This is a genomic window from Staphylococcus capitis subsp. capitis (genome assembly GCF_040739495.1).
Taxonomy (GTDB): Bacteria; Bacillota; Bacilli; order Staphylococcales; family Staphylococcaceae; genus Staphylococcus; species Staphylococcus capitis.
Genome location: NZ_CP145263.1, coordinates 449,817 through 466,786, shown reverse-complemented (window position 1 = coordinate 466,786; position 16,970 = coordinate 449,817). Strand labels below are relative to the sequence as shown.

The 16,970-nt window shown below is 33.7% G+C and carries 16 protein-coding genes; 5 read left to right on the top strand and 11 right to left on the bottom strand.

The window, feature by feature from the left end; genetic code table 11:
* Positions 1-54: 54 nt before the first annotated feature.
* From V6C74_RS02255 to V6C74_RS02245, 3 genes are all read right to left on the bottom strand, one after another.
* Complete coding sequence (locus tag V6C74_RS02255; RefSeq protein ID WP_016898595.1) at positions 55-528, bottom strand: DUF1440 domain-containing protein; 474 nt, start codon at positions 526-528, stop codon at positions 55-57.
* A gap of 139 nt (positions 529-667) precedes the next feature.
* Entirely contained in the window at positions 668-1,600 is a 933-nt protein-coding gene (locus tag V6C74_RS02250; protein WP_002453949.1) for a 2-dehydropantoate 2-reductase, read from the bottom strand.
* A gap of 144 nt (positions 1,601-1,744) precedes the next feature.
* Complete coding sequence (locus V6C74_RS02245; protein WP_002453950.1) at positions 1,745-3,145, bottom strand: MFS transporter; 1,401 nt, start codon at positions 3,143-3,145, stop codon at positions 1,745-1,747.
* A gap of 502 nt (positions 3,146-3,647) precedes the next feature.
* Here V6C74_RS02245 and lrgA point away from each other — a divergent pair.
* Both lrgA and lrgB read left to right on the top strand, forming a co-directional pair.
* Positions 3,648-4,094, top strand: a complete 447-nt coding sequence (lrgA, locus tag V6C74_RS02240) for an antiholin-like murein hydrolase modulator LrgA (RefSeq protein ID WP_002453951.1) — start codon at positions 3,648-3,650, stop codon at positions 4,092-4,094.
* A gap of 3 nt (positions 4,095-4,097) precedes the next feature.
* A complete protein-coding gene (lrgB, locus tag V6C74_RS02235; protein WP_002453952.1) occupies positions 4,098-4,799 on the top strand; it encodes an antiholin-like protein LrgB in 702 nt (233 codons plus the stop codon).
* A 98-nt stretch (positions 4,800-4,897) separates the two neighbouring features.
* Here lrgB and V6C74_RS02230 read toward each other — a convergent pair whose 3' ends face one another.
* Genes V6C74_RS02230 through V6C74_RS02215 form a run of 4 tightly spaced genes read right to left on the bottom strand, consistent with a single transcriptional unit; the run spans position 4,898 to position 8,465 of the window.
* Positions 4,898-5,593 (bottom strand): ABC transporter permease, encoded by a 696-nt coding sequence (locus tag V6C74_RS02230; RefSeq protein WP_002453953.1) that lies wholly within the window; start codon positions 5,591-5,593, stop codon positions 4,898-4,900.
* Positions 5,593-6,537: an osmoprotectant ABC transporter substrate-binding protein gene (locus V6C74_RS02225; RefSeq protein ID WP_002453954.1), complete on the bottom strand. Its 945-nt coding sequence runs from the start codon at positions 6,535-6,537 to the stop codon at positions 5,593-5,595. The genes V6C74_RS02230 and V6C74_RS02225 overlap by 1 nt, the downstream gene beginning before the upstream one ends.
* A gap of 21 nt (positions 6,538-6,558) precedes the next feature.
* Positions 6,559-7,194: an ABC transporter permease gene (locus tag V6C74_RS02220; protein WP_002432732.1), complete on the bottom strand. Its 636-nt coding sequence runs from the start codon at positions 7,192-7,194 to the stop codon at positions 6,559-6,561.
* Positions 7,194-8,465, bottom strand: coding sequence for an ABC transporter ATP-binding protein (locus V6C74_RS02215; protein WP_002453955.1), 1,272 nt, complete (start codon positions 8,463-8,465; stop codon positions 7,194-7,196). The genes V6C74_RS02220 and V6C74_RS02215 overlap by 1 nt, the downstream gene beginning before the upstream one ends.
* Before the next feature lie 526 nt (positions 8,466-8,991).
* On the opposite strand from V6C74_RS02215, the gene V6C74_RS02210 reads away from it, so the two are divergent.
* Entirely contained in the window at positions 8,992-10,044 is a 1,053-nt protein-coding gene (locus V6C74_RS02210; protein WP_002432347.1) for a 2,3-butanediol dehydrogenase, read from the top strand.
* A 139-nt stretch (positions 10,045-10,183) separates the two neighbouring features.
* Here the strand turns inward: V6C74_RS02210 and V6C74_RS02205 are convergent, their stop codons facing one another.
* Complete coding sequence (locus tag V6C74_RS02205) at positions 10,184-10,783, bottom strand: YdeI family protein (RefSeq protein WP_002453956.1); 600 nt, start codon at positions 10,781-10,783, stop codon at positions 10,184-10,186.
* Positions 10,784-10,968: 185 nt separating this feature from the next.
* On the opposite strand from V6C74_RS02205, the gene V6C74_RS02200 reads away from it, so the two are divergent.
* Entirely contained in the window at positions 10,969-12,648 is a 1,680-nt protein-coding gene (locus V6C74_RS02200; RefSeq protein ID WP_002453957.1) for an APC family permease, read from the top strand.
* An 88-nt stretch (positions 12,649-12,736) separates the two neighbouring features.
* Complete coding sequence (locus V6C74_RS02195; protein ID WP_016898591.1) at positions 12,737-14,089, top strand: carboxylesterase family protein; 1,353 nt, start codon at positions 12,737-12,739, stop codon at positions 14,087-14,089.
* A 39-nt stretch (positions 14,090-14,128) separates the two neighbouring features.
* Here V6C74_RS02195 and V6C74_RS02190 read toward each other — a convergent pair whose 3' ends face one another.
* The 3 genes from V6C74_RS02190 to V6C74_RS02180 form a co-directional block, all read right to left on the bottom strand.
* The gene (locus tag V6C74_RS02190) at positions 14,129-15,304 is read right to left on the bottom strand and encodes an MFS transporter (protein ID WP_103175483.1); all 1,176 of its coding nucleotides are present in this window, start codon (positions 15,302-15,304) and stop codon (positions 14,129-14,131) included.
* A 139-nt stretch (positions 15,305-15,443) separates the two neighbouring features.
* Positions 15,444-16,220 (bottom strand): iron export ABC transporter permease subunit FetB, encoded by a 777-nt coding sequence (fetB, locus tag V6C74_RS02185; RefSeq protein WP_002432324.1) that lies wholly within the window; start codon positions 16,218-16,220, stop codon positions 15,444-15,446.
* Entirely contained in the window at positions 16,213-16,875 is a 663-nt protein-coding gene (locus V6C74_RS02180; RefSeq protein WP_002453960.1) for an ATP-binding cassette domain-containing protein, read from the bottom strand. Before V6C74_RS02180 ends, fetB begins: the two co-directional genes overlap by 8 nt.
* Between the last annotated feature and the right edge of the window lie 95 nt (positions 16,876-16,970).

Here is a 16,970-nt window from a genome sequence, read left to right as displayed (position 1 = left end):
TTATTCACCTTTTCTTTCTATTTTTTAAAATGAATTTCCTCAATAACTTTAACTTTATTTTAAAGCTGATCTAACGTAATCAATAGCATTCATCCAAACAATATGACCTAGTAATTCAGAAATACGTTCTTCTTTAGGTAACTCATCAATTTCAGGAGTTAAACCTACACGAGGTAACAAGTATTCATGAAATGCAATATTTATAGCTATGCCAAATAAACTCCCTCTTAAAACAGTTACTTTGGAATATCTTTCAGCAAGAATCGCATATGCGAACGCATGTGCAATTGAAAAGCCATAATGAATGCCCATCACAGCTATTGGTATTTCATTTTGATTGTAGTTATAAGTAGCATGTTTAATCTTCTCAGGTAAGCCTAATTGATTTAATAAAGTCATAGGTGGCGGCTCTTCTTCACGTTCAGGAGTTCTCGGCGGTACTAACGCTTCCCATCCCATTTTAATAGCTCCTCCAATGAAGCCTCCAACAAGGCCTGTAACCATGATTCTTTTACATGTACTTGACATCATAACATCTCCTTTTATACTCACTTTTGTGTTTACCCTTTTCAAAAAAGCTAAAGCATATTGTAAAAAAGAAGTAGCACATTGAATAACTTCTTTATCATCTTATAAAAAAGTTAAAACAAATGTCCTACTTCATTATTTATTGTGCGTTTAACTGACTTTCCTTTGAATGAATCAGATTTGTCACAAATTCATTCACTGGAGCGGGTATATGATTTTCTTTGCCTAATCGTGCAACTGCACCATTAATATAGTCAATTTCAGTTTTACGATGATCTTTGATTAAATCTTGATACATAGAAGGATAGTGCGGACCTACCTTTTCATTCAAGTCTATTAGATATTCAAAAACTTCATCAACATTAAGGTGAACATGATCAGATGTTGCAACATGAACAATTTCTTGTGTTAATTTATAAATTAAATTTTTGGCATAGCTACTTTCATTTAAAGTGGCTAAGTTACACTCCAAGATACTGCACAATGCATTCGCTGTGCCGTTAACACAAATCTTCTTCCAAATTGATTGATGTAAATCTTCGCTTACGACTCCATTTAATTCACTTTGATTGAGGATATCTACGATAATTTTTACGTTATCGATCCCCTCTGGAACAAGACAACCAACTTCTACGGGACCGCTTCCCATAAGGTGAGTATGACCCGGAACGTCTATACCCGCTGTCCATGTAGTGACACCACGAACAATACGGGCATCTTCTACATAATTGCGAATGAGTCGTTCATGTTTTAACCCATTCATCGTACAAACCACAATGGTTTCTTTATGAATATGAGGTTTGATTGCATCTAACACTGACTCTAATTGCATAGATTTAGGAAATAAAAATATAACATCGTAAAGTTCATTTGACGGAATTTGTGAGAGACAATGCATAGGAATGTCAAAATGATATCCCTCACCATTAATATCAATATGTAAGCCTTCCTGTTGAATAGATGTGACTTGGGGTTCCCAACCATCTATAAGAGATACGTCATAACCATTTTGAAACAGTTTGGCTCCAAACCCACTTCCAAGTGCGCCAGAACCCGCAATTGCTATTTTCATTCCTTACATCCCCTTTATTAAATGATATTATTTTTAAACTACTACTTAAAAGATAAAGCGTCAATGCACATTCGCTCTTTTTTCTAAATTTTCTGTTAATTTTTTATTTTAGAAAATGGATGGCCAATACGCCATCCATGATATTTATAAATTTGATTGTTTTTTCGGAACTAAAAACAAGATAGCTATTAGAGCGAGGAGTGCTACAATTGCGTTAAATATCACACCCATAAAACCACCGAGTGATAAATTTAATTGCGCAGCAAGCACACTATAAACTGTACTTGAAATAGCGACACCAAAGGCATTCCCTAAAGAAGAAGCCATTTTGTATACACCTGAAGCTACACCTACTTTTTCGTCTGGCGCTTGAGCAACAGCTGTATCTGTTGAAGGCGTCGCATAGATACCTAAACCAGTACCAAATAATAAATACCCTACAACACTCGCTGCGATGTACCATGCGTCAGGTAAAAATGTTAAAGAAAGTAGAATTAAACCTATAACTGTAAAACCACTTCCCATAAGTAGTGGTCGTTTAGGTCCTAATGCTTGTAAAATCTTTTCACCTACACGAATCATAATTAATACCGCTACTAAATATGTAAGTGAAATATAGCCTGTTTGTTGAGAATTAAAATCTAATTGCTGTTGATAATAAGTGTTAACCACAATTAACGTACCACCTGCAACACCATTTAACATAAAGTTTGAAACTGTTGCACCGGTATAGCCTTTATTTTTAAATAAATCAAAGTCAACAAGAGGATGTTTGATTCTATTCTCATACATAACGAATACGATGAGTGAGATAACGAAAACGGCAATTAAACCTAATATAAGTGGAGACATCAAGTCATAATTAGATGTTTGAGTAATAATAACATTAATACTTAACATACAAATCACTAAAATGATTAATCCAATAACATCAAATTTCTTAGGTTCCAGAGGTTTATTGCCGATAGGTTCAGCTTTCGTCTCGGGAGTATGTTTTATTAAAAACATTGCTAATATCGTCAAAATAATAGAGATAATAAAAATAGAACGCCAGCCAAAATTTGTCGCCATTAATCCACCAAATAATGTACAGACGCCACTACCACCCCATGAGCCAATAGACCAATAACTGAGCGCGCGTTGTCTAGCTGTGCCGATGTAATATTCATTAATAATCGCTAACGTCGCGGGCATTATACATGCAGCAGAAAGTCCTTGAACTGCACGACCAATAATTAATAGACTCGGTAATGGTGTAATAATGATAAGAATTGAACCAATGATATTTAATGCTAATCCAATATATGTAAGTTTAACGCGTCCAAATTTATCCGCGATATCACCGGCACCAACAATAAATAAGCCAGAAAATAATGCAGATAAACTCACAGCAATATTTATCGTACCGATATCACTGTTATAAGATGATTGTAACGGGACAACCAAGTTAACCAGTGACTGTGCAAATAACCAAAACGTGATAACTCCTAATATAATCCCTAGTAAAAGGCGGTTATCTCCCCTAAATTCTTTTGAAGTATTCATCTATCATTTATTCCTCCTACTTGAATTAGAAACCCTAAATCTGAAAGACTAACTCACTTTAAATATATTTATTTATCTTAATTAACGAAAATACCCCTAATTATTTTTTCGTAATTTTACATTAAGAAACTTTATCACATTTAAATTTACTTTTTAAATGATACCAACAAATATGGTAAAATTTTTAAATTAAGTCTTATTATGTATAGTACCTTCTATCAAGAAATGACTTCTTATAATTTTTAGAAAATTTGTAAATATAGAAACTTATTCTACACTATTTACTTTAATATTTCCATACTATAATGTTTGAACTTATAGGTTTAAGATATGTAAGGGCTTAATTTATTGATTGAATTCTTGGAACTCACAAAAATAAGTCAAAAAAATATAATTTCCATGACAATTTATTTACGTTTTTAGTATTATTTCAATAGAATTACCCTTAAAAAATAAATACATATTACAATGTGTTTTATAGAAAGCAAAGGAGGAATTAAAGTTGTCAAACTCTAATTCAAATAAGGAAGATAATAAAAACCCCCAAGAGAAAACATATAATGTTTTTCAACAAGCCTTAACACTGGCAGTTATTTTATTAATTTCTAAAATAATCGAATCATTTATCCCGATTCCTATGCCAGCTTCAGTTATTGGTTTAGTATTATTATTCATCGCTCTATGCACTGGCATAGTCAAGTTAGGACAAGTTGAATCTGTAGGAACTGCTTTAACAAATAATATTAGTTTTCTTTTCGTTCCAGCTGGTATTTCAGTTATTAACTCATTACCAATCTTAAGTCAGAGTCCTGTTTTAATTATTTTATTAATTATTATTTCAACTATTTTATTACTTATTAGCACTGGTTTTGCTTCACAACTTTTAGTTACGAAATCACTTTTCCCATCTAAAGAAAAAAATGAAGAAACTAGTCAAATCGGAGGTTAAACAATGCTTGATCATTTAGGAATTCACACACCATACTTTGGAATATTACTTTCATTAATTCCTTTCGTAATTGCTACATACCTATATAAAAAAACAAATGGTTTCTTCTTATTGGCACCATTATTTGTCAGTATGGTTGTAGGAATAGTGTTTTTAAAGGTAACTGGCATTAGCTATCAAGATTACAAAATTGGTGGTAATATCATTAACTTCTTCTTAGAACCGGCTACTATTAGTTTTGCGATACCTTTATATAAAAAACGTGATGTATTAAAAAAATACTGGATTCAAATATTTGGTGGAATTGCCATAGGTACAGTCGTAGCACTTATTTTAATATACCTAGTTGCTAGATTATTCCAATTTGGTTCTCAGATTACAGCATCAATGCTACCTCAAGCAGCAACAACAGCAATTGCTTTACCTGTATCTGAAGGCATTGGCGGAGTAAAAGAATTAACTTCCTTGGCTGTTATTTTAAATGCAGTAGTTATTTCTGCACTAGGTGCTAAAATAGTTAAAATGTTTAGAATTTCAAACCCCATTGCGAGAGGATTAGCTTTAGGTACTAGTGGCCACACTCTGGGTGTAGCTGCTGCTAAAGATTTAGGTGAAACAGAAGAATCTATGGGAAGTATCGCCGTTGTTATTGTAGGCGTAATTGTCGTAGCTGTTGTACCTATTCTCGCACCAATCTTATTATAAATTTTTAAACTTTATAATATAAAAATAGAGCTACATTTCCTTATACTTTTAATAGGAAATGTAGCTCTTTCTTATTAACAATTACAAATCACTGAATATTATCCTAATTTTTGAACTTGGTCTTCTTGTGACTGAGTTTTTTTATTTTTGCGAGTTGGATCTAAACGCTTCTCTAAAAAGCGTAATCCAATGTCAATAATTATAGCGATTAATGCAATAGGAATGGCACCAGCTAAAATGAATGTTGTTCCATCTGTAGAATTTGTACCACGAATGATAATATCCCCAAGTGTTGGCGCGCCTATAAATGAACCTATCGCTACAATACCAATTGCTACTACAAGTGCGATTCTAATACCTCCAATAATCACAGATAATGATAAAGGAAGCTCAATCATTCTTAAAATTTGGTTGCCCGTCATGCCCATACCTTTACCCGCATCTTTAATGTTATCATCAACTTCTACGATACCTGTGTACGTATTTTTAATAATTGGTAGTAAAGAATATAAAAACACGGTCACAACAACAGTAGTTGGTCCTAGACCCATAGCTAACATTAAAATCGCTAGCATCGCAATGGCAGGTACTGTTTGGATAATGTTAGCAATCGTAATGATTGGCCATGATAAGCGTTTATATTTCGCTATAAAAATCCCAATGGGTATACCAATGATACAAGCGAATAACACACCATAAACAGACATAAGTAAGTGTTTAAAGAAAAGTTCTAAAAGGAAGGCCCAGTTGAGTGAATAATACTCTAGGATTGAATGCAATAAATTGGCTTTCATTATTTTTGCCCTCCTTTCTCATTATCAAAATAATGATGTTTCTTCAAGTACTCTTCCGCAATCACGGCAGGTTCTTTGCCTTTACCATCCGCTTCATAATTTAATTTTTGCATTTCTTTAGTATTAATTTTACCTTGTAGTTTTTTCAATGCTTTATCAATTTTAGGATTATCTTTAATTAATTTCTCCGTAGCTAGAGGACTGCCATCATATGGTGGGAAGAATTTACGATCATCTTTTAAGATTTTTAAATCATAGGCTGCAATACGTCCATCTGTAGAATATCCTACTGCCACATCTAATTTTTTATTTTTAAGTGCATCATAAACTAAACCAATTTGCATTGGACGAGCACTATCAAATTTAAAGCCATAATCCTTAACGAATGCAGGATAGCCATCTCCTGCACGATTCATCCATTGCGTATCCATACCTAAACGCAATTTATCTTTATACTTTTTAAGATCTGATACTTTTTCTAAATGATATTTCTTAGCTGTTTCTTTAGTAACCATAAAAGCGTATGTGTTAGCAAACCCTAGAGAATCATAATATTTTTGATCATATTTCTTTTTAAATAAGCGTTGCGTTTCTGACATCGCCTTTTTAGGGTCCTTCGTCGGTTTAGCATCAAGTACACTTGTTAGTTCCGTACCTGTGTATCGAACTGACGACATATTTACATCTCCGCGTTGTAACGCATTATGCTGAATAATACTTGATCCTAAGTTACCAATTAAAGTTGGTTTGATTTTGCCATTTGTTTCATGCTCAATCATTAATTTTTCCATATTACCAATAATTTTTGTTTCACTTGTTTCAGTCGTCGTAATTTTTACATCATCTTTTGCATTGCCATCACCAAGGCCTGGCAAACTACACCCAGATAATACTAAGAGGGACAATGCAATGAGAATGACTGTATATTTCATATGTTTCTTCAAAGACGTTTCCTCCCTTTTTAATTATCTAGATACTTTGAGACCTTTAGGCACTGCCCACTTTTCAACTAATGAAAGTAAGAAGTCAACAATTAACGCTAAAAGTGTTACTAAAATAGCTGCACTTATAATCATAGGTGGTTGATAAAGATTTAAACCGTTAAATACCAAGTCACCTAATCCGCCAGCTCCGACATAACTTGCAAGAGTTGCCCAACTAATAACATACACACTTGAAAGTCGGATACCACTAATGATAAGAGGTAATGCAAGTGGTAATTCAACATCTTTCATTAATTGCATCTTCGTCATCCCCATACTTTGACCTGCTTGAATAACATTTTTATCAATATTTTTTACACCTAATACTGTATTATTCAAAATCGGTAGTAAAACATAGATAAATAAAGCTACAATAGCCGGTGTCTTACCTACACCAAAGATAGGAATCATAATTGCTAATACTGCAAGTGTTGGTATTGTTTGGAGTACACCTGCAATGGTTAATACAACATTAGCTGTGCGAGTCGTTTTAGAAAGTAAAATACCCAGTGGCACCGCTACAACAATTGCTATTAGTAAAGCAATAATTGAAATATAGAAATGCTCAATTGTTTTCGATATGAGTTGACCGCCGTATTCTTGAAAGAATGCTCTCATTATTGATCAACTCCCGTTTTCTGAGTATCATCAGGCTCATTAGCTCCTTTATGTGAGTCAGACTCTTGAGCTACGTTAGCCTCTTGCTCCTCTTGAACACGGTTGTGGGTAGGATGATTATTTAAATGAGATGAGTCATTCCTTAAGCCCTCATCACTCTCACCCCAAATTGAATCGTAAACAATGTCCACTAAGTTTGCACGAGTAATTAAACCAATTAATTCATTATCATCACCCACTACCGGTACGTTTCTTACATTACGTTTAAGAATCGTACGCACTGAATCTTGTAATTTTGAATCAATATGTACCTTATAAATATCACGTTGCATCGTATCAATTAATTCTTTTTTTGCTCTTAAACCTTGATTGATATCTTCAATATCTAAGAAACCTAATAATTTATTATGATTATTCACGACAAAGATGGTATCCACTCGACGTTCTCTCATAATATTAACTGCATCATTTAATGAATCATCCGCCTGTACTGTTACAGGTTTAATCATCGCAACTTCTACCGTCTTCATATTCGGACGATCTTGTATTAAACGATTTTGACCGATAAAGTCTTTAACGAAGTCATTCGCAGGATTTCTTAATATATTATCAGGTGTATCATACTGAACAACTTGCCCTTTAGACATGATACAAATTTTATCTGCCAGCTTAATCGCCTCATCCATATCATGCGTAACGAAAATAAATGTTTTACCAAGCTTTTGTTGTAACTCTTTAACTAAGTCTTGTAACGTATCTCGAGTTATAGGATCAAGTGCACCAAATGGTTCATCCATTAAAATGATATCCTGTTCAGCAGCAAGTGCACGCACTACTCCAATACGTTGTTGCTGTCCACCAGACAATTCAGCTGGATAGCGATCTAAGTATTCTTCAGGTAAATCGACTAATTTAATTAATTCTTTTGCCTTACTATCTTTCTTCTCTTTAGACCATTTTAAAAGTTTAGGTACTAAAACAATGTTCTCTCGAATGGTCATATGTGGCATTAAACCGATTTGTTGAATGACGTAACCAATGCTACGGCGTAATTCTACTGGATTCATATTACGTACATCCTTACCATTCATCGTAATCTGACCGTCAGTCGCTTCAATCATACGATTGATCATACGTAATGCGGTCGTTTTACCACTACCACTTGTCCCAATAAAGGCGATAAATTCACCAGATTCAATATCCAAGGAAATATTATCAACTGCTTTTTTATTCCCTGAATAAATTTTGGTTAAGTTTTTAATACTTAACATAGTTTTGTTCCCCTTTCCAATTGTTAAAGTGACGAAGTTTCCTCAAATTTCAAAAAATAAAAGGCCTCAAGAGCAGTTGTTAAACAAATAGGTTCATAAGTTAAACAAGAGCACAGAGGCCTTTGCTTTTAAAATTTTGAATATGTAATATTTCACATAATTATGTTAGCAATCTGAATATCATACTAACACTAATATGTGCACACGTGAACTTCGGCAGTTATATAAGTCTATACCCTATATTAATTTATTAAACATCAGTCAACTTACAAAGTCATATTTTTCTATGTTAACTTTTTTATAAAATAGAGCCTAAATAAATATTTACCATCTAAAAGTTAAATTTCGATGAAAAAATAAATCAAACCGCAAAAATTCGTGATTTTTTTCACATAAATTTGCTTTAACCTATTGAAAACCTACCCTAATAGTATTATTCTCAAAGTGTGATAAGAATTATTACACCAAATGAAAGACTAAAGATGTAGTTTCGATGTCAAATAAACAATTGAGGGGTTGTTAAATTATGAAAGCAGCAGTCTGGTATGGACAAAAAGATGTTCGTGTAGAGGACCGCGATCCAAAAGTATTAAAAGATGATGAAGTTCAAGTGAAAGTCTCATGGACAGGTATTTGTGGTACAGATTTACATGAATATTTAGAAGGACCTATTTTCATTTCAACAGACAAACCTGATCCGTTGTTAGGTCAAAAAGCACCTGTAACATTGGGTCATGAGTTTTCTGGCGTAGTTGAAAACGTTGGTAAAGATGTCACACGTTTCAAAAAAGGTGATCGAGTTGTCGTAAACCCAACTGTTTCTAAACGTGAAAAAGAAGAAAATGTTGATTTATATGATGGTTATTCATTTATAGGTTTAGGTTCAGATGGAGGGTTTGCAGAGTTTACTAACGCACCTGAAACAAACGTGTATCATTTACCTGACAATGTATCAGCACGTGAAGGCGCACTTGTTGAACCTACAGCTGTAGCTGTTCAAGCTGTTAAGGAAGGCGAATTATTATTCGGTGACACAGTTGCGGTATTTGGAGCTGGACCTATTGGTTTACTAACTGTTATAGCAGCTAAAGCAGCTGGTGCAAGTAAAATCTTTGTCTTCGATCTATCTGAAGAACGCTTAGAAAAAGCAAGAAGCGTTGGAGCAACTCATACCTTTAACTCTGGAAATGTAGACCCAGTAAAAGCTGTATATGATAACACTGAAAATGGTGTAGATGTTTCATTCGAAGTAGCTGGTGTTGGTATTACATTACAACAATCTATTGAAGTGACACGTCCACGTGGTACTTCAGTTATCGTAGCTATTTTCGGTCACCCAGTAGAATTTAATCCTCTTCTTCAAATGAATAGAGGGGTTAAATTAACTACTACAATTGCTTATACACCAACAACTTTCCAACAAACAATCGATTTAATCGCTAATGGCAGTTTAAATGTTAAAGATGTAGTTACTGATGAAATTGAATTAGAAAATATAGTCGAAAGTGGTTTCAATCAACTTGTTAATGATAAATCGCAAGCTAAAATTTTAGTCCGTTTAAATGGTGATCAAAAATAATTCAACAATTAGAGTGAAATAAATAAGCAAAGAGGGTGGAATCTGTTCGCTTTAAAGCTGTCGGCATGGTCTCTGACGATGTCGACAGTTTTTTATTTATGCTTAGAGAATAAAATCATGCGCCTGCTCTTTCTTTTCATCACTTATCTTGCATGCCTTTTCCATTTAAAATGTGCTCATAATACTTTTCAATGCGATTAATTCTAGTTTGACTACGTTTCGCTTGTGAAATGTGATATAAATACTGACGCTGACGACCTGGGGTCAGATTATCAAACGCCTCTTTAAATTGTGGATTTTCTGAGAATTTTTCCTCTAACTCTTCAGGCACTTCATAATCTTCGGTTTTCTTCATTTCAACTTTCTTACCTGCTTTTTCAGTTTGAATGGCTTCATTTATATAGAATAAAATCTCATCTTTTCGTTCTTTAATTTCGTCTAAACTTTCAAAACGCAATTGACGGGCTGCTTGAACTTTCTCAGTTTGTTGCACTAACGTATGGTATTTATCCTCTAAGATAGCCCCTTTATGAAATAGTAGTGCTACATAATGTTTAAAACCATGAATAAGCACTACATTCTTATTATTTAATGTGTAACATGGGTGCATCCATTTATATGTTTCTTCAAGTTCAGTTTCTTCAAAAATTAACTTTCTCAAATATTTATAACACGCCTGCCATTGACTATCTTTTTGTAAAAATTGTTCAACCTTTTCATTTTTTTGTTTATTCATCATTAGCTACCCCCTTCAATCCTTTTATTAAATATTATTAGCTATTGTATAATTAATTTTCAGAAAAATCTAATTATGTAACGTTAATTAAAATTTTACAAAAACACAATTTGACTATTAATTAAACTCGCGTATAATTGTACCAGTAATTTGTTGAAAAATCTTTCAGCACATAAGAAGGAGTAAATATGGAAAATAAAAATAAATCAAAAAGTAGTAAGATTAACCTCTCGCAACTCGTCTTACTAGGGCTTGGTTCATTAATCGGTTCTGGTTGGTTATTCGGTGCATGGGAGGCATCTTCTATCGCTGGTCCAGCCGCCATTATTTCATGGATCATCGGTTTCATAGTTATTGGAACGATAGCTTATAACTATATTGAAATTGGGACAATGTTCCCACAATCAGGTGGCATGAGTAATTATGCTCAATACACACATGGATCACTACTTGGATTCATAGCGGCATGGGCTAACTGGGTTTCACTCGTAACAATTATTCCAATTGAAGCTGTTTCAGCTGTACAATATATGAGTTCGTGGCCTTGGGAATGGGCTAAACCTATGGGAGCTTTAATGAAAGACGGCTCAATCAGTACAATTGGTTTATTCGCCGTTTACGTTATTATCGCAATATTCTCCCTTTTAAACTACTGGTCTGTCAAACTATTAACTTCTTTCACTAGTTTAATTTCAGTATTTAAATTAGGAGTACCTTTATTAACTATTATTATGTTAATGATTTCTGGATTTGATACAAATAACTATGGTCACTCAGCAAGTGCATTTATGCCATATGGTAGTGCACCAATCTTCGCTGCAACGACTACATCAGGTATCATTTTCTCATTCAACGCATTCCAAACTATCATTAATATGGGATCTGAGATTAAAAATCCTGAGAAAAATATCGCTCGAGGTATTGCGATTTCACTTACATTAAGTGCAATCTTATACATTGTACTTCAAAGTACGTTTATTACATCAATGCCAAGTTCAATGATTCATGAACATGGTTGGAATGGAATTAATTTCAATTCACCTTTCGCAGATATGGCAATTTTATTAGGTATCAATTGGTTAGCAATTTTACTTTATGTTGAGGCTGTTGTTTCACCATTTGGTACAGGTGTATCATTCGTAGCTGTTACTGGCCGTGTGTTACGCGCTATGGAAAAGAATGGTCATATTCCTAAATTCTTAGGTAAAATGAATGAACAATATAATATTCCACGTGTAGCAATTGTATTTAACGCAATCATCAGTATGATTATGGTTACACTTTTCCGTGACTGGGGTACATTAGCAGCTGTTATTTCTACAGCAACATTAGTAGCATATTTAACAGGCCCAACAACAGTTATTTCATTACGTAAAATGGCACCAAAAATGACACGTCCATTTAAAGCAAATATCTTAAAATTTATGGCGCCATTATCATTCGTACTTGCGTCACTAGCAATTTATTGGGCTATGTGGCCTACGACTGCAGAAGTTATTTTCATTATCATTTTAGGTTTACCAATTTATTTCTTCTATGAATATAAGATGAATTGGAAAAACACTAAAAAACAAATCGGCGGTAGTTTATGGATTATTATTTACTTAGTCGTACTCGCATTCTTATCATTCATCGGAAGTAAAGAATTCAAGGGTATGAACTGGATTCATTACCCATGGGATTTCTTAGTTATCGCAATTGTAGCTTTAATCTTCTATCAATTAGGTACAACAAGTTACTTCGAAAGTATTTACTTCAAACGTGCCAATAAATTAAACAAGAAGATGGGCGATAAATTAAGAAAACGTCGCAGAAAAGCAAGACGTAAAGACTGGAAAGAAAGAGATCGTCAAGAACAAAATAACTAACGCATAACTTATAGCGCTCGAGATAAATATCTCGAGCGTTTTTTTAATGGTATAGTTAAAATTAAGAGATTGATAAGGAGATGGGAATATGGTTAAAGTAAATATCAATGAAGGAACGGTTATTGGAACAAGTGACGGTCATATCGATACGTTTCTAGGTATACCTTATGCCCAATCATTTAATTCTAAGACACGTTTTCAACATTCACAGTTATACAACATTGTCGATGACTTTATTGATGCTAAGAAAGCTAAACCTATTCCTCCCCAACCTTATAATTCACTTGAAGATTTCTTCTCAAATGGTGTTCAGACGTTTGAAACTTTTAAACAAGATGAGAATTGTCTTTATCTTAATATTTGGCGAGCAAGTAATACCAAAAATTTAAAACCCGTGGTTATTTATTTCTATGGAGGAGGATTTACTCAAGGGCACGGAACAGCAGATTTATACAATCCCTATCATCTCGTAGAACAAGAAGATATTATTGTTATTACCTTCAATTATCGTTTAGGTGCTTTAGGTTATTTAGACTGGTCTTATTTCAATAATCATTATGATTACAATAATGGTATGTCTGATCAAATCAACCTTTTAAAATGGGTACACCATCATATTGCCTACTTTGGTGGTAATCCTCAAAACATAACGTTGATGGGTCAATCTGCGGGAAGTATGAGCATAATGGCACTCATGCAAATACCAGAATTAGACCAGTATTATCACAAAGTGATGTTGCTCAGTGGCACATTACACAGTGATTCTCCTCTAACTGCAAATAAGAAGGCGCAACAATTTGAATCGTTAGTTCACGTGCATTATTCTGATAAATCAATTGAATCATTAACTAGTAATGAAATTTTAGATTTAATGAGATTACATAAAGTAGAACGAGGGCCATCGAGAAGTCTTGATTTGATTTATCAACCTATCCTAAGCCCTGAAATGACACGATCTGTAACTGCATTTTCAAAACCAGTATTCGTTGGTTTCACGAATTCTGAGGGAGATATTTATATAGAGAATGATTCACGGAAACTGTCACCATTCCGCTTTAAAGAAATCATGCGCTTATTCGATATTCCCATTTTAGAAGATGTTCAAAATGCACAACAACAAAGAGAAGTAATAACGACATCTTATTTTAAAAATATGGCATTGAACTTTCTACAATCTACACATTCTCAACATAAATGGTTAGCACGTTTCGACTGGTGTAAACCTAAAAGCATTCATTTTAAATCTGCTTACCATATTCTCGATATGATATTTTGGTTTGGCAACTTAAATATTTTATCAGCAAATAACTATAAATATACGCAATTAGATATTCAATTAAGTCATGACATGATGGCAGATTTAGGTCACTTTGTAAGATACAATAGAATGCCTTGGTCTAAATACCATAAAAATACTGAATACTTTCATATATATAAATAAACCTGAAACGCTCATCCACTAACATGAGCGATTCAGGTTTTAATTTTTAGCGTAATGAATGTTCTTTAAAGTTAAAACAACAATAAGTCCGAGTAAGCCAATTATAGCACTTGTATAGGTTATGGTTTGAACATTAATATGAGATATCACTAATCCTCCAACGATGCCACCAAAACCAATACCGGCGTTCAGACATGACATATTCCAACTCATTACTTGGCTTGTATCACCTTCAACGTGTTCAATAATCCCACTTTGAATCGCAGGGTTCGTACTCCACTGCATAATATTCCATACAAACAATCCAATGAGTAGAATAACAGTTCCTGCAAGTAATTGGTTTAACACAAGCATCATGATAATGAAGATTGATACTGATATCATCAACCAACACTTACTTGTAATTTTATCTGCAAAGACTCCGCCGAGTGATGTTCCTATTACTCCAGCAACACCGTTGATTAACAATGCTAGAGATACAAAAGATAACTCGTGTCTCTTAGACAAAATTAATGGGTTAATATACACAAAAGTGACTGAGTTTGCTACTAAAACTAAGAAAGTGATAATCAAGTATTTTACGATTTCCATAGGACGTAAGATACGTGAAGGTATTTCGGAATCATGGTCCGATGAATGATTAGAACGATTGGCATGTGCTAATTCGCTTTCTTTAGGAAGATAGATAATCATCAATATACCTACTAAAACACTAACTGCCATAATAAATAGAAATGTAAAGCGCCAACCAACCCAATCACCTATCATTGTTCCAATAGGGACACCAAATACGTTAGCACCACTAAATCCTGTATACACAACACCTATCATCTTACCTCTATTCTTCGGTTTCGTTAACATTGCAGTTAGGGCTAAGACCTTAACAATGATTAGTGATGCTGCAGCTGACGATAGTATACGTCCTATAACTAAAATCGTGAAATTCGGTGCAATTGCGATGATTCCGTTACCAATGATAAAGGTGAATAACGTCCATAATAAAACAGGTCGTACAGCAAATCGATTCGTTAATTTAACTAAAATCGGACCACAAATTGCAAATGTTAATGCGTACATTGTAACCAGCTGACCTATAACCGCTTCGGAAACATTAAGATCATGACTCATTAAATTCATAATACCAGCTACCATCATCTCCACCATTCCCACGATAAACACACTCAATATAAAAGTGGCAATACGCACGATAGACATAAATAAACTCCTTTCTTTTAAAACTAAATTGTATTGCAAAGGTTTGTAGCAAAAATAAAACAGCTACAAACGCTGTAATGTTCATAACTGTTTCATTATATAATAAGAAATTATGTTTTGTGTAGAATGGATTTAGATATTATTCGTCCCCTACTACATCTGAGTTTCGCGCTATCAACTGATGTCTAGCGTTGAAGAATTGGCCATAACTCATGTAAGTTGCAATTAATGCAGACATAATCGTTGCTGTCGTATGAATAAAGACTACTAATAATTGGAATTTAATGGCTTGTAATGGAGGCACCCCACCAATAATTAAGCCAGTCATCATCCCAGGAATAGATACAAGTCCATACGTTTTCACAGAGTCAATAGTTGGTACAATGGCCAAACGGATACTCTCTCTAATAGAAGACTTTGATGCCATCTTCGGAGTTGCTGATAGCGTTAATTTAGATTCAATACCTGAAATGTCCTGAACAAATGACCGATCTAAGTTTTGATAAGCTAAGTTAATGGCAATCAAGCCATTATTCGCCAACATCCCGCCAATTGGAATAACTTCATTCGCAGTAAATTTAATCGCTCCTGTAGCTAAAGTGCCTGCTAATGGTAATGCTGTACCGATAAATATAGCTACGAATGAAATCCAAAATACATGATGCATCACTGGTGAAGCACGACTTATAGTATTCCATGATGCATTAATAATAATCACTAACACACATAGCATGAGTAGCCATTTTTCATTAATTTTAAAAATGTAATGTAGCAAGAATCCTAAAATAAGTAATTGTATTGCAGCTCGTATCGTTGCCACTACTAAATCTTTAATGATATGTAAACCTTCTTTATATGAAATAAAGATTGGAATCAATAATAGTAGTGCTGTTAAACATAATGCTGTATTACTCATCACTATTCAACTCCTCGTCCTTAGTGATTTTACCGTCAGTAATGGTGATTCTTCTTTTAAAATGTCTCATACTCTGATCATCACTATGAGTAATCCAAAGAATGGCTACGCCTTTTTTAGCTAAATCAAAGATAATATTTTCAATATTTTCTTTGTTCTTAGTATCTAGTGCACTTATCGATTCATCCAATAGTAACACTTCTGGCTCATACATCAATTGACGCGCAATCGTAATTCTTTGACGTTCCCCACCAGACATATGTTCAATTTCAGCATCTAAGTCATAATCTCCTAGTCCGACTTGTTTAATAAGTTGTTTTGCTTTTTCCCTATCAAACTTATCCCCTCTTGCCTCACAAGGGAATTTCATATTATGTTCAATCGTTGAACCTATTAAGCCACTTTGTTGCATAAGATAACTTACACGTGATCTTAATTCTTCTGGCGAATAGTCATTGTAATTTTTGCCATCTAGATATAGCTCACCTTCAGTAGGACTAATTAAATTATTAAGTTGCTTAAATAAGGTGCTCTTTCCGCTTCCAGATGGACCTATAACTGCTATGGTATCCCCTTTTTCAATATTTAAATTGATGTTGTTTAATATTGTACGTTTATCCGCTTCATATGTAAGATTCTCAACTTTTAATAGCAAGACTAACGCTCCTTTCTATGAAACTATTGTTGTTTATATTCCCTATTTTAAGTTTTATATTAACATTAAATAAATATTTATATTTTCTGAATATT